18 protein-coding genes are annotated in these 22,616 nt (G+C 45.7%); 10 read left to right on the top strand and 8 right to left on the bottom strand.

What is annotated here, in order from left to right; all coding sequences use genetic code 11:
* Positions 1–51 precede the first annotated feature (51 nt).
* Positions 52–501 (bottom strand): HAD domain-containing protein, encoded by a 450-nt coding sequence (locus tag KDM92_RS01365; RefSeq protein WP_212682671.1) that lies wholly within the window; start codon positions 499–501, stop codon positions 52–54.
* Between the two features lie 326 nt (positions 502–827).
* Between KDM92_RS01365 and KDM92_RS01360 the strand changes: the two genes are divergently transcribed.
* Both KDM92_RS01360 and KDM92_RS01355 read left to right on the top strand, forming a co-directional pair.
* Positions 828–2,465 carry a methyl-accepting chemotaxis protein gene (locus tag KDM92_RS01360; protein ID WP_212682670.1) on the top strand — a complete coding sequence of 546 codons (1,638 nt, stop codon included), beginning with the start codon at positions 828–830 and terminating at the stop codon, positions 2,463–2,465.
* Between the two features lie 217 nt (positions 2,466–2,682).
* Positions 2,683–4,626, top strand: a complete 1,944-nt coding sequence (locus KDM92_RS01355; protein WP_212682669.1) for a diguanylate cyclase — start codon at positions 2,683–2,685, stop codon at positions 4,624–4,626.
* 225 nt (positions 4,627–4,851) lie between these two features.
* Here KDM92_RS01355 and KDM92_RS01350 read toward each other — a convergent pair whose 3' ends face one another.
* Positions 4,852–5,913, bottom strand: a complete 1,062-nt coding sequence (locus KDM92_RS01350; RefSeq protein ID WP_212682668.1) for an alpha/beta hydrolase — start codon at positions 5,911–5,913, stop codon at positions 4,852–4,854.
* Here KDM92_RS01350 and KDM92_RS01345 point away from each other — a divergent pair.
* Entirely contained in the window at positions 5,912–6,865 is a 954-nt protein-coding gene (locus KDM92_RS01345; protein WP_212682667.1) for an AraC family transcriptional regulator, read from the top strand. The two genes, KDM92_RS01350 and KDM92_RS01345, sit on opposite strands and share 2 nt — an antisense overlap.
* A 177-nt stretch (positions 6,866–7,042) precedes the next feature.
* On the opposite strand, the gene KDM92_RS01340 is transcribed toward KDM92_RS01345, so the two are convergent.
* The 6 genes from KDM92_RS01340 to KDM92_RS01315 all read right to left on the bottom strand — a co-directional run bounded on the left by KDM92_RS01340 (position 7,043) and on the right by KDM92_RS01315 (position 15,174).
* Complete coding sequence (locus KDM92_RS01340; protein ID WP_212682666.1) at positions 7,043–7,393, bottom strand: IucA/IucC family protein; 351 nt, start codon at positions 7,391–7,393, stop codon at positions 7,043–7,045.
* Between the two features lie 285 nt (positions 7,394–7,678).
* On the bottom strand, positions 7,679–7,837 hold the full coding sequence (locus KDM92_RS01335; protein ID WP_212682665.1) for a hypothetical protein: 159 nt from the start codon (positions 7,835–7,837) through the stop codon (positions 7,679–7,681).
* 176 nt (positions 7,838–8,013) lie between these two features.
* On the bottom strand, positions 8,014–8,346 hold the full coding sequence (locus KDM92_RS01330) for a DUF2149 domain-containing protein (RefSeq protein ID WP_212682664.1): 333 nt from the start codon (positions 8,344–8,346) through the stop codon (positions 8,014–8,016).
* Positions 8,343–8,828, bottom strand: a complete 486-nt coding sequence (locus KDM92_RS01325) for a MotA/TolQ/ExbB proton channel family protein (protein WP_212682663.1) — start codon at positions 8,826–8,828, stop codon at positions 8,343–8,345. The genes KDM92_RS01330 and KDM92_RS01325 overlap by 4 nt, the downstream gene beginning before the upstream one ends.
* A gap of 38 nt (positions 8,829–8,866) precedes the next feature.
* Entirely contained in the window at positions 8,867–12,883 is a 4,017-nt protein-coding gene (gene cobN, locus KDM92_RS01320; RefSeq protein ID WP_212682662.1) for a cobaltochelatase subunit CobN, read from the bottom strand.
* Positions 12,883–15,174, bottom strand: a complete 2,292-nt coding sequence (locus KDM92_RS01315) for a TonB-dependent hemoglobin/transferrin/lactoferrin family receptor (protein ID WP_212682661.1) — start codon at positions 15,172–15,174, stop codon at positions 12,883–12,885. The genes cobN and KDM92_RS01315 overlap by 1 nt, the downstream gene beginning before the upstream one ends.
* 658 nt (positions 15,175–15,832) lie before the next feature.
* On the opposite strand from KDM92_RS01315, the gene KDM92_RS01310 reads away from it, so the two are divergent.
* The 7 genes from KDM92_RS01310 to KDM92_RS01280 all read left to right on the top strand — a co-directional run bounded on the left by KDM92_RS01310 (position 15,833) and on the right by KDM92_RS01280 (position 22,510).
* Positions 15,833–16,990, top strand: a complete 1,158-nt coding sequence (locus tag KDM92_RS01310) for a DUF1513 domain-containing protein (protein ID WP_212682660.1) — start codon at positions 15,833–15,835, stop codon at positions 16,988–16,990.
* 2 nt (positions 16,991–16,992) lie between these two features.
* Positions 16,993–17,511, top strand: a complete 519-nt coding sequence (locus KDM92_RS01305) for a hypothetical protein (protein ID WP_212682659.1) — start codon at positions 16,993–16,995, stop codon at positions 17,509–17,511.
* Positions 17,512–18,021: 510 nt separating this feature from the next.
* Positions 18,022–19,212, top strand: a complete 1,191-nt coding sequence (locus KDM92_RS01300) for an HPP family protein (protein ID WP_212682658.1) — start codon at positions 18,022–18,024, stop codon at positions 19,210–19,212.
* A gap of 292 nt (positions 19,213–19,504) precedes the next feature.
* Positions 19,505–20,509 carry a ubiquinone anaerobic biosynthesis protein UbiU gene (gene ubiU, locus KDM92_RS01295; RefSeq protein ID WP_186923641.1) on the top strand — a complete coding sequence of 335 codons (1,005 nt, stop codon included), beginning with the start codon at positions 19,505–19,507 and terminating at the stop codon, positions 20,507–20,509.
* A 185-nt stretch (positions 20,510–20,694) separates the two neighbouring features.
* Positions 20,695–21,600 carry a ubiquinone anaerobic biosynthesis protein UbiV gene (gene ubiV, locus KDM92_RS01290; protein ID WP_212682657.1) on the top strand — a complete coding sequence of 302 codons (906 nt, stop codon included), beginning with the start codon at positions 20,695–20,697 and terminating at the stop codon, positions 21,598–21,600.
* Positions 21,601–21,612: 12 nt separating this feature from the next.
* Positions 21,613–22,074 carry a ubiquinone anaerobic biosynthesis accessory factor UbiT gene (ubiT, locus tag KDM92_RS01285; protein ID WP_212682656.1) on the top strand — a complete coding sequence of 154 codons (462 nt, stop codon included), beginning with the start codon at positions 21,613–21,615 and terminating at the stop codon, positions 22,072–22,074.
* 43 nt (positions 22,075–22,117) lie between these two features.
* Positions 22,118–22,510: a putative zinc-binding protein gene (locus KDM92_RS01280; RefSeq protein WP_212682655.1), complete on the top strand. Its 393-nt coding sequence runs from the start codon at positions 22,118–22,120 to the stop codon at positions 22,508–22,510.
* Positions 22,511–22,616 lie beyond the last annotated feature (106 nt).

The raw sequence follows: 22,616 nt of genomic DNA, 5'->3' as shown, positions 1-22,616 counted from the left end.
TCTTGAACAAGAAAAGAGCCTATTGGTGCTTAAAGCGCGACAGCGCTTTTACTATCGAGGCGCGACTAAAAATTGACGTAAGCTTATTTCAGCTTCCGCATCGAATCCCGTTGATGATCCAGTCTTTATTAGATTTGGCAGGAATGGGCGAAATAAGTATGGTTTATCGTCGATAGCAACCCAGGGCAACCATGGTTGGCCGGAATTTCTAATCCAAGCCTCAACTTCAGTTTGACGCTGATATCCAATCACGTCGAATAAGTCGGCGTGATCTCGCCAGTGTGGAGTGACACCGATGACTCGCTGGCGAATTTCTAATGTGAAAAAGCTGCGTAGTTCATCTAGTGTTCGCGTGTCTCGCCAGGTGCTACTGACTACAACGTGAATTTGAGGAAATGAAAGAAGTACTTTTTCGAGCCTAGGTAAGAAACAAAACAGTTTGTCTTGATCGTAACAAGGTTCTGGATGAAGCACGCCATCAAAATCGAGAAATAAAATCATCATTATTCTATGGTAGTTGATTTTCCGCATTCTCGCGAATGTTGCCCGGCACTTTCCTCACATTGGATCTACTGCTCATCTAGGAGATGGCGAGCGACTCATCAAATAAGCGATTTATCTGTTTATGTAACATCAACGATGCGACTACTTTACTCCAGCTGAACAAATTCTTTGTTAATTCCATGAGTAGACTGCAGATTGACCACAGTCAAGCAAACTGACTTGTACTGTTAATAAATGTTAATTCGCCCTTTTTTCTCGACACATATAGGCGCAATATTTCCATTAGGGAATGTTTTTTTGCGTCTAACTCTGAGAGAAATGAAATGAATGACTTGAAAATATCTACCAAACTATTTGGTGGGTTTGGTGTAATCGGATTTTTATTGATGTTAATCGTTGCAATTGGCTTACATAATCTTTCTAGTGTGAACGATAACGTGAAAGATATTATTAACGACAAAGTTCCAGCAACTCAGCTTTCTACAGAGACACTTAGGCAAGTTGATGTAATCGCGATTGCCCTTCGTAACATGATGCTGAATCATGACAAAGTGGACCAGCAAAAGCAATTAGATACCATTGAGAATGCACGTCAACTTATACAAACCTCAACAGAAAGATTAGTGAAGGTCACAATTACAAATGAAGGCAAGGAGCTATTGCTTCGGGTGAATGAGGCTGGAAAAAAATATGCGAATGGAACCACAGCGCTACTAAAACTTATTGTTAGTGCGAAGGATGATGAAGCAAAAGCCTTTCTTGCAAATGATTTAAGGCCAATTCTTGCAATCTATAAGGAGGCAACAAATAACCTAATTCAATTTCAGTTTGCAGCTATTGCGATAAAAGGTGAGCAATCTGAAGAGACTTATATTGGGTCTAAATTTTTAATGTTTGGTTTGGGCATGATTGCGGTACTTCTAGCAACGATTACAGGCGTCCTAATTACTCGCAACTTAATGAATGCCATTGGAGGAGAGCCCAAAGAAGCATCGAATATGGTAAAGGCCGTGGCAGAAGGTAATCTTAGCATTCAGATTGCATTAAAGCCTGGCGACAAGGCAAGTGTCATGGCGAATCTACATGCCATGCAATTAAGTTTATCAAAAGTAGTTTCTGATGTCAGATTGGGCTCTGAAAGTGTTGCTGCCGCTAGTGCTGAAATTGCACAGGGAAACATGGATCTATCTGCTCGCACCGAGAGCCAAGCAAGTGCACTAGAAGAAACAGCAGCATCAATGGAAGAATTAATGTCTACTGTCAAACAAAATGCTGATAACGCAAAACAAGCAAATCAACTTGCTCGCAATGCTACTCTGGTCGCTTCACAAGGAGGGGAGGTGGTGACAAACGTTGTTGAAACGATGAGAGAAATTAGTGAGTCAAGTGTGAAGATAGCTGACATCATTAGTGTCATTGATGGGATTGCATTCCAAACAAATATCTTGGCACTAAATGCTGCGGTAGAAGCAGCTCGAGCTGGCGAGCAAGGTCGAGGATTTGCAGTTGTAGCGTCTGAGGTTCGTTCATTAGCGGGAAGGTCCGCAGAGGCTGCAAAAGAAATCAAATCGCTTATCAATACAAGTGTCAATTGTGTTCGCAATGGGACTGAGTTGGTCGATCGAGCGGGTGTAACTATGATTGAAATTGTAAATTCAATTAAGCGAGTAGAGGACATCATGAGTGAAATTAGTGCGTCAAGTCATGAGCAAGCTTTAGGTGTTACTCAAATTGGTGAAGCGGTCACCCTGATGGATGAATCGACTCAGCAAAATGCAGCATTAGTCGAAGAAATGGCAGCTGCTGCCAGTACCTTAAAGTTTCAGGCATCTGAATTGGTGCAAACAGTATCTGTATTTAAAGTGGTTTCAGACACCCATGAAATAAACCGTAATGCAACCGCAAAAAAATCGAAACTCTTCAATTTCAGGAATGAAAGAGATCTGAGATTATTGGCTTAATTTTTTAAAGTAATACGGTTTTCTTAGGCCACTCATACGTTTGAAGACTTGTTCAGCGTAGAGAAAATAAAATAGTAAGAAAAAAGTCTCACTTGATGTTACCCACATTATGAAAGTTACAGCGTTTTAAGTTATGATTTTAGGTTTTTCTCATAACAATTCTTACGCTATTTAAATGATCAATGAGTCGAAAGTAGCATCTAAGGAAGGCATTCAAGTGACACTGCCGCAAAACCGAATCCCGTTACTAAAAGTACTGTCCTCACTCGCTGCAATATTTACACTTTTGGGCATATGGTTAGTCTTTGAATTAAGAAACGGCTATGATCAAGTTTTGAAGCAGGCAAACTATAGGGCAGCGCAACGTAGCCAAATTTTGGGACAAAGTTTGCGTACCCAAATTTTGGCATCCGATTATGTACTACGAGATGTAGCAAGTAGAATAGAAATCATCGACGGCGTATTTGTAGACACTGCTCTTAATCGAGATAAAACCTTATCAACTTTGTTAAAGGAGAAGGGGGATACTGTTCCTAACTTTTTTAGTATGGTTTTATTTGATCGAGATTGTAAATTTATAGCGACAGCGTCCGGGCAGAATATCGGTACACGCTCAAAACCAGAACTATGTGAAGCTCGGAAAAAATTCAAAGGTTCTGGCCCTATGGTTGTATACGTACCGGGTAATAAATCCGCATCTGGTCGAGCAGCGCTCGTAATTTCAAGGCACTTTAGTGATGTCAAGGGGCAATTTCTGGGAGGCGTTCTGGGAGTCATTGAGCTTGAGCAAATGCAACGCTGGTTTGATTCACTCGATATCGCCGCCTATGACTCTGTTTCTTTGGTCGATAATTCCCAACTGCTATTAGCTCGCAAGCCAGCTATGCCTTTCTACTTCGAAAAACAGATGATGACTGAAGCGGACATGAATTCGCTGAGTGATAAGTATGCGAAATCGGGCATCGCAACCACAATTGACATCGATGGACTTGAGCGTCTATTTGGTATTTACAAGATTGAGGACGTTCCTTTTGCAATTGTTTATGGGTTTGAAAAGCTCGCAATTTTAAAACAGTGGAGGAAGCGAGCGATTGAACTAAGCATTGGATATTGCATCTTATTGCTTTTGGCTGGATTTGTAGTTCGCTCACACATCACTGTCCTGCGCCAACATAATGAAATAAGCAAGAACAATGCACTGTTGCGTTCAAGTGAAGCAAACTTTCGCATGTTGGCTGAGAATATGGCTGACATCGTGTGGCAAATCAATTCGTTCTTTAAAGTGAAATACACTAATGCTGCCGATGAAAGAGTACGGGGGTATTTCAATAGTGAAGTAATTGGCATTGACATTCGTGAGCAATTTACCGAACTTGGTCAAGAGATTTTTCAGCGAGAGATTGACAAACGGCTTCAGCTTGAAAAATCTGGTAACAAGGGATTGGCGATGAACTTCGAGTTGCCAATGCGTTGTAAGGATGGTCGTGAAATGTGGGTAGAAATTTCCTCAGTGCCAATTTACGGAGAGGATGGCGAGATCGAAGGATATCAAGGAGTTGCTCGCGATATCAGTCTACGAAGGCTGCACGAAGAAAAACTGATTCAGGCAAATCAGGAGATGGAAAATCGACTGTTAGAGGCTACTGAAGAAAAAACTGAGTTACAGGAATTGGCCTTACATGATGCAATGACTGGATTATACAATCGACGATTCCTTGATGCGGCAATTGTGCGGGAAATTACACTTTCCGAGCGTGAGAAAAGACCGCTTGCTGTGATCATGTTGGATTTAGATCATTTTAAAAATGTTAATGATCAATTTGGGCATAGTGCTGGGGATCTGGTCCTTAAGGCACTCGCTGATATCATGCGACAAACGTCGCGTGAGAGTGATTTAATATGTCGCTACGGTGGAGAGGAATTTATCGCAATTATTCCCAACATGTCAGCTTCTCAAGCTTTCGAAAGAGCAGAGATATGGCGAAGGCAACTGGAAGAAAATTCACTGAATTACGGTGGAAATGAAATAAAGATTACTTTGTCTGCAGGTATTGCTATTTATCCTGATCATGGTAAAAGCGGTGAAGAGCTCATTTTGTGTGCAGACGAAATGCTTTATAAGTCTAAGCGTTCCGGACGTAATCGGGTGAGCATCGCATAATTTTTTTTCAGTGGGCTACTGACATTTTTGATATGCGAAGCCCGTAGCTTAAGCTTTTTCGTTTCAATAGACGGCTATACGTTTTTGTTAGGTCTAAGGAAGTGCCATTCGGAACTAACCCCATTTTTGAATAAATTATTGTCTTTTGAAAAGCTTGTATCGTTGACTGAGATTTAAGCCACTACATGGCGTCAATCAGTAATGCGACGCCACCTCATATCCTTACTATAAACTGTCCGTCTCCGTAAGATCTAAGGCCAAAAAACCACCGGCCGACGCTCCCGCCAACGCCCAATCAATTGCGAGCGCCATCTGTTGCAGAGCCGCTTTGCTATCGGGGTGATGCTGTCCATAGGCATGAAATTCGTGGGTCATATGTGGCCAAACATCTAGTCGGATTCGAGCGCCTTGCTGCGCGGCATAATTGGCGAAATCACGGTTCATATCCACCAAGATTTCTTTGCCACCCGCCTGCATATAAATCGGTGCGCTTTGGCGATAGTCTTTCGTGATCGGCGACACCATCGCATCGCTATAGTTGGTATTCCCTTTTAACCAACGGGAGAAGTCTTGCGTCATATACCCTTGCACCATATCGTAGTAATCATTCTCGAATAAACTTTTGCCGCGATCCGTGGTGTCTGGCCAGGCGCTGATCGGCATTCCCAAAGCAGGTTGCGGTAAGCCTTGTTCAATCAACTGCCAGAGCAACATAAGAACCAAGTGGCCACCGGCTGATTCGCCTGCAACGATAATGGATTGGGGTTCACATCCATCAGCCAGTAGATACCGATAGGCTGCGGCCGCATCGTCCATCTGGGCTGGGTGTGGGTGTTCAGGCGTTAGACGATAATCCGGGGCAAAGATGCGAATACCCAAGGTTTTAGCGAGTAGTGCAATGTAGTGGCGAGTCACGTCCATGTAAAACGTATAGCCGCCACCGTGCAAATAGAGCATCGTCACATCGGTACGCGCATTGCTGGGTTCAAACCAATCGCCAGGCGGCTCACCATGTTCACTTGGTGCAATACGTACATCGTCAGTGTTGTCGAGCACGGTGAAAACACTATCGAGAAATGCTCTTGTCTCACGAATATCGGGTAAGGACATGGCATAATTGAATTGGCGGCGCCAAAACAAAGTACCAATTTCAAACATGATAGGCCATTCTTTTTCCAATGGATTTCCTATCAATCGTCGCCACAAAACTTTCGCACTCACTTCATATAAATGATAAATACTCCGAATACGATGCGAGATACGCCCTTGAATAATTGTTGTCACCATGATGTCTGCTCCTATGCAAAATAAAACACAGGATGCCAGTGTGAAGAGTATTTCGGATAGAACGATGACGACATCGTGCGACGACTCTGCCTATCTGCATCTACCGCAAACCCTCCTCGCTTCTTGCATTTTCTCGGGCGTCGAACGCAACACGCTTGGACGTACCTTATCTGATCAGGATCGCTTCAATCATTATCCCGCCAGCCCTTTACCACAAATTAGTTGGATCTTTCAGGGACAATTGCACATGGTGATCGAAAACCATGAACGTATGCCAAGCTTAGGGCCAGCCTTGCCGAAGATCGTCGTCGCAGGGCCGCAAACCAAGCCCTGCGCCAGTTGGTCCCCCGGACCTGTGCATGCTTTGTCCGTCGCGTTTTATCCTGAGGCACTGGCGAAGCTCATTCAGTTGCCGATAAGAGATATTTGCAATCGAATTGAGCCATTGGAAGCCCTTGCTCCCCCCGCGTTTTTCGATTTGGCCAATGCGCTTTTTCATCAAAAAAGTAACTCCGTTTTTCACGCCTTGGAAACTTTACTACTGCCACTTTGGCAACAGCAAAGACAACATCACACGACCCCACTGCTTGGTGAATGGATACGCTCATTACTGACACGAGCCAGCTTTTCGGACACTGGCGTTGGACTACGTCAATGGCAGCGCCGTATCAAACAACTCACCGGGCAAAGTCAACAAGATCTTGATTGTTTTACTAAAGTCGAGGAAGTAATGCTACAAATTGTTGATGCGCCTAGCCAGAACACGCCTCCACTGGCGGACATCGCCGCTGCTTCTGGTTTTTCTGATCAATCGCACATGGGTAGATTGGTTAGACGGGTCACGGGCGCTTCACCGGCTCGTTTCCTACATTTACAACAACATGAAGAATCTTTTTGGTTTTATCGCCTTCTTGAAGGACACTTGCGACAAGCAAGACAAATTAATAAATAGTTAAAGCCAATTGCCAGTATGGGGTCAGGCTCGAATGGCACTTACTTAAGTCCTAAGTACATGAATTAAATCAGAGAAGCAGGCTAGCGTAATGGTAAGCTGTAGTCGCCAAACCATTGCCCCATCACTTAACGCTAGACAGCCCGTATATTGAATTTGTAAGCTGTGTTGTCAATGTCAGGGATAGACCGGTAATAAAAAATAATTCTCTGGCGACTTACCTGCACTGGTCACAGCAGACTGTAAATAGGCTAGATTCTCTGCACCGATTTCTGTTTCCAAGAAGTGTACATAGTCACCGTCTGTGAGGCCATGCACCGCGCTCAGTCTCTTATCCAGCGCCAGCCAAGCAAGTGTAAATCCTTGAGCGAATTCTGGCCCATAACGCTGATGGTCAGTTAGATCAAAGCCGATGCGAGAACGGTGGCAAGGATGATAGGGATGCCCATCACCTAACTGGGCTTCTTGCCACGCATAGAGCAAGTCCAGCACGCCGCCAGATGGCCCCATGTCGATTTGAGCTTGCAATGAACAAGCCTGCTTGGCCGTGGTGTGAATTAACTCATTGATGTAGCGTCAACGCTGGGGTGATGGTACTGACCTTAATAAATTGTTGGCAATCTTCGCGAGCGTAGGCTCAGCTGATTCGTTGTTAAGTTCGATGACAGCACCTTGCAAACGGTGCCGCCCAAAGCTATCTGCTGGGTAAGCTTGTATGCGGTAAGTGAAGTGCTGCGCTTGTTCATCTACCGCTTGCAAATAAACGTAGGTTTTGCCATCGATGCATGGTTCGATGGACCCACCTAAAGCGCCTTAGAACCAAAATGCAGAAATGAATTGACGTAATGTACGTTCAGCCGCATCGGCATAGAAGTGCTCTGGGGAATGTGCTTGATTCGGCATTTTGTTCATCATCTTAGGTTTGTCGAAAAATCGGCATGAAGTGTGCTTGCGTGAACGCGGCGCAAGCATCACAGGTCCAATTATAAGTGGTAATGATTATTATTCGCGATAAAAATGCTAATAAGCCAATATGTGTAAGGGAGTATTCTTATTTGCATTGTTGTGTTGCGAATATTCATGCAAGAGACCTCTGCAAAACTTTGGCCGCTCAGCTAGTGCGGAGGTCTCTGCAGGCCAGTTGCCTATCAAGGTGATTGCTTCGCATTGTCATCTTCTGGCACGTAAATAATTGAGCCATCTTTGAGCCGATAGGCAGTGCCGGCTTTTGCACCTTCACCTTGTCCCGCTTGGCCATTGCTCTTGTAGCGTTCAATCTTTTGTCCTTGCTTCACCAAAATTTCCATATTGGATTTGCCTGCATTGCTAATGACCGTCACGTCTGTTTTAGCAAAAGCATTGAGAATAGGATTTTTGGCGACGACGATGAGCAAGGCGGCGATCAGCACTAAAAATACATCGATCAAATTAACGACTGATAAAATTGGATCGTCGCTTTCTGGTTCGTGCAGGAGTTTCATTGTTTCACCTGCTGACGAATGTTAGCGATTTCTAGCATTTCTTCTGCCAACCAACGACGTCTGATATTGACGACAAAAAATGTGATGGATGCTGCGATCAAGGCCAAAATCACGGCAGAAAAGGCAACCATCAGGTTTTCGGACACTGCTGAAAAATTGCCATCGGAGAGTGATTTTAAGGCGGGTCCCATTGGGATCATCGTCGCCACCAAGCCCATCATCGGTGCGACGCGCGTCACGATACGCTCGGTCTCCATTTGTTTGTGGGCGAATACGTCGAGTTCATCATCACTCGCCGTACGATGTGCTTCCCACCAAAGAAATAGGGGCCGAGCAGCGCCACGACGTCTTTGCACGCATTCGATTAAAAATCGTCCAGCCACATAACAAGAAAATAGAAATAATAAAGCGATCAATAATAAAGTAGGTAGTAGGAAGAACTGACTCAGTTGGTACATGCTTTGTTCAAGTGACACTAACATAAAACCTCTCAATAAAAAAATAAAAATGGGTAAGGGGGCTAATTTTGGTACGTGCTTTTCTTTGATCGCATTTGCAAAGACATGCCGCAGATGAATGCCAATAACATGGCGATTACGCCCCATAATTCAGACAGATGCCAAAGTTTGTCAGGTGTATCTGGCGTCGATGGTGTCAGTTTTTGCAGTTGAAAACCTTTGATGATGGGAGCGACTTGCGAAGTAGGCTTTGTCGCCGCTTGTGGTGCCGCTTGAGTGGACTGCTTCGGCTTAGCGCTGACCTTTGTTTTTGACGCAGCCGACGGCTTATTTGGCACAGAAGGCAGCGCTTGTTGACCAAGACCAATAAACTCCGAAAACGTAGCATTGTCTGTGGTGACGTCATGTTGCTTCGCCAGCGCTAAATACTCGCGCTTTAGTTCATTCACTGTTGCCGCATCTGCCTTCCAATAGTCTTTGCGTGCAGCTTCTAACATCCGTTCAATGGTCTGCGCTAAGGCATGGGGATTATTTTCCTGAAACCATTTTCTTAAGCCCAATTGATGTTTGTCTTTGACATACACATCGACAAACTCTTGCCATTGATCATCACGCACGACTTCACGTGCGACTGCTTGCCAGCCCCAGAAATTATTCATTGAATCGACAATTTGTAGCGTGCCAGCGTATCCTTCAGCCATCAGTCCTTTGATATAACCTGGATGGAAATTTCGTGTTGCGAGTTCTTTTGCGAGAAACCCTGCTGCACTCTCTACTTTTCCTGATCCGTTTTGACCCGCCTCACGTAAATTTGAAATGTATAACTCTGGCGGCGTTCCATCTAGATGTCGCACCGCTAAGGAGATTCCTCCAAGATATTGGAATGGATCGTCGGTCGTCAGCATGCCGTAGAGATTTGAACTGCGCGACAGCACCGCAGCATCGGTTCCCCGCAAAGCTTCAGCGTACAGATTTACCGCATCGAGCTTATTGCCCCATTGACTTTGGTCTGCTCCGTAAGCAAATTGCATACGACTTAAATAGAGTTGAGCGAGTTTTTTATCACCGTCTTCTTTACTTTTCCAACTATTGCTGGCCAAGGTCGCGTCGTCTAGTCCTGTGCCGTAGCGGCCAGATTCTGACGAAAATATGCGTGTTTGTGCAGCGTTATTGATCTGGTCTTCAGGTATGCCAGCTTCTCGGAGTTTTGCTGCCATTTTCAAGCTGTTCTGAGCAACCGCATTATCTGTTTCCTTGGCTTGTGCCGCGATCTGAACCGCTTTGACTAATTGCTGCATAGTGTTGGGGAATTGATCGCGATAGAGCCCAGTCACAGAGAGCACCACATCGACGCGAGGACGTCCTAATTGCTCTCTCGGAATTAAGCGTACACCCGTTACACGTCCACCCGCATCCCATACAGGTTCTACACCTAAAGCCCAGAGTGCTTGTGCTTCCAAAATACCTTGATGACGCATGGTTTCGACTGACCACAGTGAGAAAGTCAATTTACGCGGTGAGCTACCGTGTTTTTGCTGATGCGCGAGAAGCAATTTATCAAGCGCTTCCTTGCCTGCGGCCCATGCTTGCTGTGTTGGTATCCGAGATGGATCAAAACCATATAGGTTGCGACCGGTAGGCAAGGCATCAGGATTTTTGATTGGATCACCGCCATACGAGCTTGGTATGTATCGTCCATCTAAGGCATGTAATAAGCTCGTTTGTTCTTGTTGCGCAGCTAAAGACTGATACCAACTATGTGCCAATTTGAGCTTGTCCTGTAACGCAATTGGTAAATTTTCTGGCATCTTCTGTTCTAAAATATAGTCATCCATCATGCGGTAGGCGAGATTTTTTTGAAGTTGGCGATAGTCGCCTACCATCACTTCATCTAAATCATCGTCTTTCACTTTTGCCCAGCGGCCAACCGCTTCCCAGTAACCGCGACCTAGCATCAATAGGACGGTACCGATACGATGCGTATGTTGTGGTGCAACTCCGAATGTGTGTAGTCCCAATGGCTGCGCAGTTTGCGCTAGTTCGTGTAAATGATCATGTACCAGCGTGACAAAACCTTGGAAGTCATGCGCTATTTTGTCGTCGCTCCATGCTAAATCTTTATCGATTTTTTGCGCTTTAACGCGTTTTATCAAGTCTTGTGCAATTTTGTCTTTGACCGCACCCAGATCTTGTGCCAACCATGCATGCAGTAAATCATGAATTTCGATCAAAGAATCGTGCAATCCTGCGGGCGTAAAAGCAGGTGTCTGATGCGTGATCGTTACCGCACGCCCACGTCGTTTAGCTTGTAAAGCTTCGCCAATATTATCGACAATGTAGGGGTAGATCACAGGCAGATCGCCTAACGCCAGCAATGGGTAGTCATACACGGACAAGCCCCTTTCTTTACCAGGCAACCATTCTTGTGAGCCGTGGGTGCCGTAATGAATTAAGGCATCTGCTTTGAATTGTTGGCGAAGCCATAGGTAGCTGGCGAGATAGAAATGTGAGGGAAGTGCTTTGGGATGATGGTACAAAGCTTTTTCCTTTTCCTCCCATTTTTCCCCGCGTGGTGCTTGAGGCAGCATCACCAGATTACCGAGTTTAAAGCGCGGCACCACAAAGTAACTTTGACCTCCTTTTTGTATCGTCATCGCTGAACGCTCTGGGTCTCCCCAGCGCTGATTCAAGGCATCTTGAACTTCTTTTGTTTGTTGCTGTAGCCATGATCGATAGCTTGCAACAGGAAATAATTCTGCTAGGTCGTCGCGTAAGAGACCAGGCAATTCGCCGTCACGATAAGAAGGGGCGAGCAGACGCTGCAAGTTACTGGTGAGTGTCGTTTCATCGTGCACACTTGTTTGATAACCATCCTTGCGTAAGACCTCCAAAGTTTGCACTAAACTCCTTGGCAAATTTAGATAAGACGCAGACAGATTTTTTTCTCCAGGTGGATAGTTCCAGAACATCAGCCCCAAGCGCTTCTCTGCATGTGGCTTTTGCTGAAGTGCTAGCATGCGCAGTGCTTTGTCTGCGAGTGCTTGGCTTTGTTCTGGAATTGCTACGATTTGATCAGCACTCTTATCATGTGCTGCAATAATCATGATGTCGCTGATACCCGTGTATTCGGATTGTGCCAAATAAAAAGGGACATCAGCCAAGGCCAAGCCTTGCTGATCTGCACGCCATTCCTTGCTATCACCGCGACGGTAAGCAGTCGCTTGTAATACGGGAACACCTAATCCGGCGAAGTCAATTTTCCTGAGCTCTGGCGCTAGCATGATTTGGGTGTTAATGATTAAATCCACTAGGCTTTTCCCATCCCTACTCAGAAATGGGATGACGCTCTCGGTTGCGGCGGCATAGACTGGCATGGCGATTGCGCCACGTGCTTCTATTCGTTGCACCAAATCGTCAAACCAAGAGGTTTGCTCGGACGATAAATATTGCTGGTGAATCAAGATCGCAACGACCGAGCCTCGGGCTGAAACTGATTGCCCTTGTCGCACTCGCCAGTTTTTAAAACTATCGACGCTGGAGAAAATTTCTCCGTTGGCTAGCGGATGATAAATTCCCTGCGTAGGGTAGATGATAGGTGCGGGAATCCCAGCAAAATGACGATGTTGCAAGTGAGCTTGAAGCACTTTAAAGAATGCCTCAAAATTTTTTCGACCACCTTGAGAGTAGTGCGTTAAAAGTCGCTTGGCGGTTTCCTCAGGAAATTGACCGAACGATGCTTGTGCTTGATATAACCAAACCCAAGGTAATTTCAATCCGGGTAATGCTTTGGATAAACGTCCTTTAACGTAATCTTGTAAATAAGAATCGATAAATACAGCCGCGTATGGAGTAAATAAACCAGCATCTGTATCGGCGGGTAATTTATCGACATAACGAACTTCTACCTTCAATCTTAGTGGCGCTGCAATTTCATTTAATAGGCGGAATTTACCCGTAGGGACATTCGATGTTGCGATAAATAGGATCGATTTCGAAGGCTCTTCCGCACCAAGAGCGGAAGAGCTAACCAGCGCACTGAATAGCGTCAAAGCGACGACAAGTGTACGTAAGAATGACATTAGAAATCAGCCTGTAAACTTAGGTGAAAAGAACGTCCTGGCTGGGAATAAAACGCCACACCTTGCGGATTCGGTGCATCGGCTTGGCGTATATCACTCCAGAGCCAGTATTTTTTATCCAGCAAATTGCTAATACCTGCCTGAATGCGGTAGTGTTTAGACGGCGACCACCATGTACTCAGATCTACGGTTGCATAGGCTGCGGGCTTGAAATAAGGACTCGGTGTGTCGTCCACATCTTTTTTTCGTGCTGCGCCACGAATTCTAGTTTCTAAACCCCAAGCTGTGGTTTGATACATTAGCCCAGCACTAGCACGCATGGGTTCAATCGAGTTGAGAGCTTGCTGATTATCCTGATTTTCACCATGACTGTAAGCAAATGCAAAGTCTGCTTGCCATGATGGTGCTAAAGTCCAACTGCCACGCGTTTCTGCGCCATAGATGCGTACCTTGGTGAGATTGATTGAGGTATTGGTTCGCCACGCTGGGCTGGGTGCATAACAGCGTGGATCGCTAGGGCAACTCAATTGAACTGTCTCGATAAAATCGCGATAACGGTTGTCGAAGATCGCGATGTGCCAACGCATGTTATCTGAGTTACCTCGTAATCCAAGTTCAAGACCATTGCTGGTCTCTGGTTTGAGATCGGCATTTGGGACAACTGAGTAGAATTGACTAGAATTACGAAACGCGCCATTCACTTCTGAATAGTTTGGCGCGCGGAAGCCTTTTGCCAGTTGTGCATAGGCTTGTAAAGACGGATCGACGCGCCAGCGTGCGCTAATTTTGGGAGATACAGCACTATGGGTAGGCGCGCTCAGTGTTCTGCCCAATAAGCTTAGTGTTTGCTGCGCTAACGCATCAATTTCTGGACTAAGCTGGGTACGATCATAGCGTACCCCCATCGCTAATTGCAGGGCGCCATTTGCAAGTCCGTCGATTTCATCTTGTATAAATAAGCCAGATTGTGTGGTTCTGCCGTTGGCGAAATCACGCAAGGGATAGGTTTCTCCAGCCAGACTATTTAAATTTGTTCCGGTTGTTTCGTTGCGAATTTTCGCATCCCGTTTCTCTTCAACCTGAACCCGACTCCAATCCAAACCACCGCTTATGATGTGTGTTAATCCCGCTGTTTCCCAAGCTTTTTCGACTAGCGTGTTCAGACCGCGTGTTGATTGGTCAAAAAAGAAGTCTTGATCGAGCGAGCAATTGTTTCCTGCTCCCGCAGCGGCCGAACAAGTTGCCGAAGTATTTCGACGTAGCGCGATGTTGTGGTTATGCGTCTGCGCATTTTGGGAAAAGAGACGCGCACTGAATCGATCATACCAAGCCTGTTGGGGTTGATGTTCCCATTCAAGACTGCTGCGTACTCGTCGAACCTGATCATCACCTTGCATGCTGGTGAGCTTAGGCATAGAGGCGGCTAAGCGTAAGATGTCATTTTCAGATTGGCTTTCTCGTCCTTCAATAGTCCAACTTAATTTGTGACTAGGTTCGGGACGCCAAATTGCTTTTGTCAGGACACCGTAATCGGTATTGTCTTGTGGATTTGGTTTACTACGCGTAGGTGATTTGGACGCATCTTCACCTTTGTTTTTTGTTTCTTGCGCAGAATTGTGTGAAGCGCCAAACAACCAATCTACACTACCAGTGCGAGCTGCAAGCAAAGCAGTTTTTGTCCACCCTTGATTGCTGCCGTTGTAGCTTAACTTGAGTCGTGTTGCTGTAGTTTGTTCAGCGCCTAAAAGATCCTGTGGTTTTAGTGTGATATAGCCAACGACACCAGCCAGTGCATCCGAGCCATACAAGCTTGACGCTGCTCCGCGAACAACTTCCACTTGTTTTAGGAAGTCTGGCATGCTGCCAGGCGTTGCGCTCATGGTGAAATTGGTTGGGCCACCACCATTGTAGTAATCGGGTAAGCGAACCCCATCGACTGTCTGCAAAACTCGGTTGTCCTCAATCCCCCTTATATTGACGCGTGTCGCACCAAAGCGGCGCAAGTCTTTTGCCATCGCAATATCCGGCTCATCTTTAAACAAATCAGCACTGCTACCAATAAAACGACGATCTAACATTTTGCGCTCTATGCTGGTGACCGTACCCGAGACGTTCTCTGCTTGAGTTTCGATTCGTGTGGCTGTTACCACGGTGGTTCCTAAATCCTGACTTTTTGGTGGGGCCGTTTGACTTTGCGCCATTGCTAGTTGTTGTGCAAATATCGTTGCAATTGCTAATGCCAGTTGATGACGGTGACTGATAGGGCGATTTGATGAAATGACTTTACGCATAGGATTCCCAAGCAAACAAACGCTATCCAGCTAAGCTGGTAAGCTTATTTTTTAATGAAGAAATGAAAGAAGTGAGGAAAGTAAGCGCAGACCTTGAGTGCCGAATGAATCTGCGGAATAGCTTTCCATCAAAGGCTGGCGAATGCTGGCTGGGTTCAGCTTTAGAGTAAATCTGAAAGGTCTAAAGCAATTAATGCAAAGCGGATTCTATCATAAATGAGAATCATTCTCATTTGATTGAGATCAATTGATTTCTATATTCATGAAATATGTATCGAAAAAAGGATAAGGACTTACTCTCAAATTAGGGTAGGCATCTCTATTTCGCTTTGATGCGGGAGGCGATAATGGCGCTGAGAAATATACTTGTGCGTTTGAATCTCTCCATTTCTGATGAGGTTAGTGTTGGCGGAATTTTACATTTCTTAGATTTTTTAAAGTTATGTCTGGCAAATTGGGCAGATTAGTGCCCAAATGAATTCGGCCAATCAAAGTTGTTTGCGCGACTATTTAAAGAAATAGCTTAGCGATCTTGGTCGCTTCAACTGGGCATCTCTGTTGATGAAGTGTGTTTCTTTTGATCCAAGTCATTGTAAATATAAATGAGAATGATTTACATTTATATTTTTCAACGATCATAGATCATGCTATTTCTACTATGAGTACCTCTTTAAATCGTCGCCACTTCCTGTATTCTCTTGCTGCACTTGGCTTGGTACCACAGACATCATTTTCTATGAACCCTAGGTTTCAGAAGGGGGAGTTCGAAGGGGACAGTGAGCAAATAACCCTCATCGGGGCCTCTTGGCGCGGACCTAAGTTGGACGACACACATTATGCCGGTGTATTAGCTGCAAATTGGGAGCGCAAGACTTTGGAAATTCGTTATCAGGTCGCTCTGCCTACGCGCCCACACGGTTTGGTATCTGAAGTCGGTGGTGGATTGCTAGTCAATGGTGTACGTCCCGGTACGTGGCTCATGAGATGCGACGGCAAAGGCAAAATTGTGCAACAAATCGATGTCACAGCTGAATCTCAAAGTGTTCGCTTAAGTGGCCATATCGTTGCAGGTAAAGAGTTGCTTTACACAACAGAGATCGACTATAAAAATGATCAGGGACGCATCGGTGTACGTGATCCTCAAAGTCTCAAAAAAATTGATGAGTGGGCAAGTGGTGGTATTGAACCACACCAAGCGCTGATTGACGAGGCGGGCAGACTCTTGATTGCCAATGGCGGGGTGCGACGCTCGCTGTCAGATAAGAAGTACGACTTGCATCGTATGGATTCTAGTCTGGTCCGCCTAGATGGTCAAAATGGGCATCAAATGGAACGATGGGCATTGGATGACCCGCGTCTAAGTATGCGTCATATTGCTTGGAGTCGTTCGCCAATGGATGGCAAACTTAGATTAGGCATCGCTATGCAAGCAGAGCATGACCAGCGGACTCAACGCGCCACCGCGCCGATATTGGCGGTTTTCGACGGAGAAAAATTAAGTACGCCTAGCCGTGAGAATGATGGACATGGTTATGCAGGAGACATCACTTCAGTTTGGAATGGTGGATTTGCACTTTCCAGTAACAAAGCTGGGATTGCGCAGCTGTGGCATCCAGGGCAGCCCGACAAATTGTTGCCGATTGTCGAGATGGATGAAGCATATGCCTTGACTGATTGGAGTGGGCCTCAGCCAGGAGGTGGCGTCTTAGTCGCGACTGCAGTTGGTCTGATTCGGTGGCACATTAATGCAAAACCAGCATTTTTGGCATGGCCAAAGCCGATGGCACTTGATAATCATTGGGTTTTGATGAGTTGAATATGGTCACTAAATGTATTATTGCTTTTGCCGCTTTCTATCATGTAATTGCGACTGTTGCAGCGATGATGTCGGTGTTTCATTTCTCTCGTGTCATCCGAGGTGACGAAATCAGTCAGCCACTTTGGCGAAAGATTTTCTCGTGGGGTGAAACACATTTGTGGATCTCAGGCGCGCTCTTGATCGTTGCAGGCATCTATCAGAGCAGTCTCTCTGAATATCTAAACAATCCAAAATTATGGACAAAGGTTAGTCTCGTCTTGATATGGGGAGTCACATCATTCATGATTCAAAAAACCATGCGAACTGCTTCGGTGGCACGTCGCAATTTGATGTTTGGCATTTCGACTGGCAGTTTACTGTATGGAAGCTTTTTAGGCGTGGCTAAGCCATTAGATTACGGTGTTCTACCATTTCCTGTATTTTTAATGGGATATGTGGCGACCATTGCGTTTTGCACTCTTGCAGTACATCGACTCTTTGCACCAGCTATTTACAGCTCGCCAAGCGGTAAGATCTAAGTCTTTAGATACGTTGCAATGTGCTCTAATAATTCTGTAGAAATATTAAATCGGAGAATGGTTTGGGAAAGGTTTGCGGCGTTGTCTCATCCAAATCTTCGTTTGGCAGATTTGCTCGTAAGTTCGTATCGAGACAGTCTTGCGATCACAATAAAGTAGTCTGTAATTGGCATGCCCCAATTTCTGAAAAATCGTAAGCTAAGTTCGCTATATCGCTAGGGAGTACGACATAAAGTGGCTGTGGCGCAAGCAAGCATTCATTAAGAACCAGGACTTTCGCATCGATTTTGAAAGCAAATTGCGGCTTCAGACATGCCAGCGCCAGTGAAATTATTATCAGTTGCGTAGCTGGCTTCATCAATGATTATTATCACAATCGCTTCTGGGCTTATTCTGCGTTTGATTTTATTGATCTATCACAAGGAAATCACTTGGAGATAAGACAGAACCAGTGGAACATTAAGCTGACTACCAGTTGACGTATTAATACCAAATCTTGGTGATTATCTAGTGAGTAAAAGCTTCTATCTTTCTGATGTTAAAGCAGTATTGGGACGATTCCTTCCTCTACCAACCACGTTGGGGCATAAGGAACGTTTCGTTGTTGCTTCAGGTGCTTTATTGAGTTTGTTATTCGCGACTCTATCCAGCTATTTAATTTGGGGACGATTTGGTTCGATTCCTTTATTGGTAGCGCCAATGGGAGCGACTTCTATACTCATATTTGCCCTACCATCTAGCCCTTTAGCGCAACCTTGGTCGGTTTGTTTTGGCAATTTTATATCCGCTAGTATTGGCGTCGCGTGCGCGGCTTTTTTAGGCCATCATCCAGTGGTGGCCTCGCTTGCTGTTTGGCTTTCGATCTTGGCGATGTTTGCTACGCGTAGCCTACATCCACCAGGCGGAGCGGTTGCACTTTTGGCAGTGCTTGGATGGACACAAATAGAGCGTCTTGAATGGTATTTTGTATTGGAATCCGTTATGCTGCAGTCGACTTGTTTGGTCATCATTGCGGTAGGTTTCCACCATTTGCGAAAGGTGAATTATCCGCAATCGGCAAGATTAAGCGAGAATTTGCATCGAACAGGCGATCCGCAAATAAGCGCTAGATTAGGTGTTACCAGCGCTGATCTCGATGTTATCTTGGCTAAGCACGGAAAATTACTCGATATTAGTCGAACTGATTTACAAACATTGATTACGAATACCGAGATACAAGTGCAACGTCGGCGACACGGAGTGATTCGGTGTAGTGAAATCATGTCACGCCATGTCGTCACAGTTAAGTTTGAAACGAGGCTCGAAGAGTGTTGGCAATTATTACGAACCCATAAAGTCAAAACACTGCCAGTCATTGACGATCAAAGAAAAGTGATTGGAACAATAAGCCTCATTGATTTCTTAAAAAATGCGGGTCTTGATGTTTACCATGATTTTGACCTGCGTTTGCGGCAATTGCTGGAAAATGCACATCGTTTGACTGGTAGTAGATATGAAGTTGCAGGTCATATCATGAACACTTCAGTCCAGGCTAAAGTAGACGATTCCGATATCCTTGAACTGGTGGCGCTTTTTACCGATCTTGGTCTGCATTCTGTTCCGATTTTGAATTCGAGTGGCGAGTTGCAAGGTGTGATTACACAAACGGATTTGATCGCTACTTTGTATCGTATGCAGATTGATAAACCGCTCGATACTTAGACCATTGTTTATGATTGCGATGGTTTTCAATGCTTGGTGTTGACGATCTTCAGATCGGTGGGAGTAATGAATTTCATCTAGGTAGTCGTTGACGACACACTTGTGGTTGGCTAAGTTTGATGTTCAAGATTTTTGAATTATGTTTTTGCGGCATTACTAGATATCTAGTAACAGAACTTCATAGTGCATGAAGTAGGTTGCACCTGCCAACCTTTGTTACTGTTTGGTGCATCCATGATTTCATTGACCTAAGACAAAGACACGCCTACAGCGTATCGCTACCATCTTGCGCATGAAAACAATCGATCTCGTAGCGCCTGCCGGCAGCTTAGTTGCACTCAAAGCAGCCATCGACAAAGGCGCTGATGCCGTTTATCTAGGCTTACGCAATGCCACCAATGCACGTAATTTTGGTGGTCTCAATTTTACCGATGCCGACATTCGGCTTGGCGTGGAATATGCCCACCACCGCGGCAAACAAGTTCTGTTCGCGATCAATACTTACCCGCAAGCGCAAATGGCGCACGAATGGCGCGCTGCCATCGATACCGCGGTACTGCTAGGTGCTGACGCGATCATTTTGGCGGATCCTGGTTTAATGGCTTACGCACGTCATCGTTATCCTGATGTGCGTTTGCATTTGTCTGTGCAAAGTTCATCCACCACGGTCGATGCAATCGAATTGATGCGCGAACAATTTGGCATACGTCGCGCTGTTTTGCCACGCGTATTAACACTGACTGAAATTGAAAAAATCATTCGTCAGACCGAGGTTGAAATTGAAGTGTTTGGCTTCGGTAGCTTATGTGTGATGGCTGAAGGACGTTGCTTGTTATCGAGTTATGTCACGGGTGATTCACCGAATAATAAAGGCGTATGCTCGCCTGGTCATGCTGTTAGCTGGGAAGAAAAAGACAAGGTTTTATCCGCGCGTTTGAGCGGCACCTTAATCGACCGCTATGCACCTAACGAAGCGGCTGGTTATCCGACACTGTGCAAAGGTCGTTTTGAAGTAGAGGGGCAAGTCGATTACGCTTTAGAAGAACCGACCAGTTTGAATGCCATCGGCTTGCTGCCGCAGTTGCTTAAAATGGGCGTGAAAGCGATCAAGATTGAAGGTCGTCAACGTAGTCCAAATTATGTGTCACAAGTGGTTGGGACTTTGCGCGCAGCGCTGGATTCAGCTGAACGTGATCCTGAGCGATATACAGCAAGGCCGGATTGGAACGCGACCTTGGCGAAACATGCTGAGGGAGCGCAGGTGACACAAGGAGCATTCGAACGCCCCTGGAAATGAGCGTAGTTTGTAAATCCAATTTAGGGCAGATTACGGTGTTGCCAATGCTCGCAATACCGCCGAAATGCTGTGCTTGGCGGCTAGCCCTGCATCCATAGAGTCGAATTCCTGAGCGCGATTATGACGTATTAGATTCACTAGTCGTCGTTCTACTGTTTGTTTGAAAATATAAACTTAAAGACCTTATGAAACTATCCCTCGCACCACTGTCTTATTACTGGTCTAAAGAAGCCACGATGCAGTTTTATGTAGAGGCGATGAACTGGCCTGTGGATATTATTTATCTGGGCGAAGTTGTTTGTTCGCGTCGGCATGTGATGCGTTTGCCGGATTGGATTGGTTTGGCGAAAGCTTGTCGCGATGCGGGTAAACAAGTGGTGCTTTCAAGCTTAACTTTGATTGATAACGAAGCTGATCGACGAGCCATGCATAAATTGATTGATGCGGCGGTCGCGGAAGATTTTCTAATCGAAGCGAATGATTTTAGCGCCGTACGTGCAATGCAAGGACGGCCTTTTGTCGCGGGACCACATTTAAATGTATATCACACTGGCACCTTGGATTGGTTGCGTGAATTGGGCGCGATGCGCTTTACCCCGCCAATAGAATTAGGTGGTGCGGATTTGGCGGTATTGCAGGCGCAACGGCCAGTTGGTTTAGAAACAGAAGTGCAAGTATGGGGACGCATGGCGCTCGCCTTCTCTTCTCGCTGCTTCACTGCCCGCCATCATCGCCTGCGCAAAGACAGTTGCGAGTTTCGCTGTGAACATTATCCCGATGGACTGGCATTACAAACCCGCGAGCACAGCGATTTCCTGACCATTAACGGCATACAAACCCAAAGCGCGAATTGCTTGGATTTGAGTGCACAAATTCCTGCCCTCAAAAACTTGCAAGTCGATATCTTGCGTCTGCAAGTGCAGTCCAACCATATGGAAAAAATCGTCCACGCCTTTGATACCGCACGCCGCCGCGAACAAGCAGCGGTGATTGAACCTGCATTTTTGCCGCCGCAATCAGAGCGCTGCAATGGCTATTGGAACGGTAGTTCAGGCATGCAATGGCAAACGATTCCAATTCATGCAAACTAAATTTATTCTATGATGAACCTCACTGATTTTCGTTTTCCCCGTGTCTTTGGCCAAATCGGCCGACACTTGCCTTCACCTGTTGCCAGCGCACCTTTAATGTTGATGTTGGCGCTGGCGCTGGCGCGACAACGCAGCTGGCTCGTCGCACCAGAAAATTTATACGACAAAACTTTTCGAATCTACGTCGAAGATCTCGGCCTATGCCTTTGCTTTCGTTGTGATCATGGTCGTTTTAAAGCCATCCAACATCAAACTACCGACGTCAGTCTGAGCGCCTGTGCGATGGATTTTTTGAGACTGGCAACTGCCATGGAAGACGCCGACACTTTATTCTTTCGCCGTCGCTTAAAAATCGAAGGCGATACAGAGCTAGGCATTGCGGTGAAATATTGGATCGATGCGAGTGAACGTCCAGCATGGTTGAATCTGCTCGCAGAAAAACTGAATTCGGGTTTGAATACGGGATCAGTATAGTAGTTTGCAGCTTTGTATAGCATTTGTCGGTGAGGATCATCATATGTTAGAACAACTACCACTGGTATATTCATGCTCAGGATGCTCCAGTGTCGCCCAACTGGCTAACGACTGTGCATTGGAATTGGACAGAGCCGGGCGGGCGCAAATGTCTTGTATTAGCGGGGTGGGCGGTGGTGTGCCATCGTTGCAAAAACTTGCACAATCTGGCCGTCCCATTTTAGCTTTAGATGGCTGCGCACTAGCCTGCGTGAAAGCTTGCCTGGCGCAGGCTGGCATAACGGCCACGGTACATTTGATTTTAAATCAAGAGGGCGCACGTAAACGATTTCATGTCGATGCGCAGCCTGAGGAGCGAGCGCTCATAGCACGAGTGGTCAATCAGGGCCTGCTTGAAGTGTATCGTTTAAGTGAACTAGAAAATGAACAAATTTGACAACGTTAATGGTCTGCATAGAGGAAGGGAGCAGGGCTTCATTGCTTGCACTTCCAATACTATTTTTTGCGATTAAATAGAGATTTTTGTTAACTGGAGGCTCATG

It is taken from the genome of Affinundibacterium baiyunense (assembly GCF_018139645.1).
Taxonomy (GTDB): Bacteria; Pseudomonadota; Gammaproteobacteria; order Burkholderiales; family Burkholderiaceae_D; genus Undibacterium; species Undibacterium baiyunense.
Note: the sequence above shows the minus strand (reverse complement) of the source record. Positions and strands in the feature narration are given on the sequence as shown.

Coding starts and splice junctions, on each gene's coding strand:
- KDM92_RS01365 (WP_212682671.1), bottom strand. CDS start 501: ATGATTTTATTTCTCGATTTTGATGGCGTGCTTCATCCAGAACCTTGT.
- KDM92_RS01360 (WP_212682670.1), top strand. CDS start 828: ATGAATGACTTGAAAATATCTACCAAACTATTTGGTGGGTTTGGTGTA.
- KDM92_RS01345 (WP_212682667.1), top strand. CDS start 5,912: ATGATGTCTGCTCCTATGCAAAATAAAACACAGGATGCCAGTGTGAAG.
- KDM92_RS01350 (WP_212682668.1), bottom strand. CDS start 5,913: ATGGTGACAACAATTATTCAAGGGCGTATCTCGCATCGTATTCGGAGT.
- KDM92_RS01335 (WP_212682665.1), bottom strand. CDS start 7,837: ATGCTTGCGCCGCGTTCACGCAAGCACACTTCATGCCGATTTTTCGAC.
- KDM92_RS01330 (WP_212682664.1), bottom strand. CDS start 8,346: ATGAAACTCCTGCACGAACCAGAAAGCGACGATCCAATTTTATCAGTC.
- KDM92_RS01325 (WP_212682663.1), bottom strand. CDS start 8,828: ATGTTAGTGTCACTTGAACAAAGCATGTACCAACTGAGTCAGTTCTTC.
- cobN (WP_212682662.1), bottom strand. CDS start 12,883: ATGTCATTCTTACGTACACTTGTCGTCGCTTTGACGCTATTCAGTGCG.
- KDM92_RS01315 (WP_212682661.1), bottom strand. CDS start 15,174: ATGCGTAAAGTCATTTCATCAAATCGCCCTATCAGTCACCGTCATCAA.
- KDM92_RS01310 (WP_212682660.1), top strand. CDS start 15,833: ATGAGTACCTCTTTAAATCGTCGCCACTTCCTGTATTCTCTTGCTGCA.
- KDM92_RS01305 (WP_212682659.1), top strand. CDS start 16,993: ATGGTCACTAAATGTATTATTGCTTTTGCCGCTTTCTATCATGTAATT.
- ubiU (WP_186923641.1), top strand. CDS start 19,505: ATGAAAACAATCGATCTCGTAGCGCCTGCCGGCAGCTTAGTTGCACTC.
- ubiV (WP_212682657.1), top strand. CDS start 20,695: ATGAAACTATCCCTCGCACCACTGTCTTATTACTGGTCTAAAGAAGCC.
- ubiT (WP_212682656.1), top strand. CDS start 21,613: ATGAACCTCACTGATTTTCGTTTTCCCCGTGTCTTTGGCCAAATCGGC.
- KDM92_RS01280 (WP_212682655.1), top strand. CDS start 22,118: ATGTTAGAACAACTACCACTGGTATATTCATGCTCAGGATGCTCCAGT.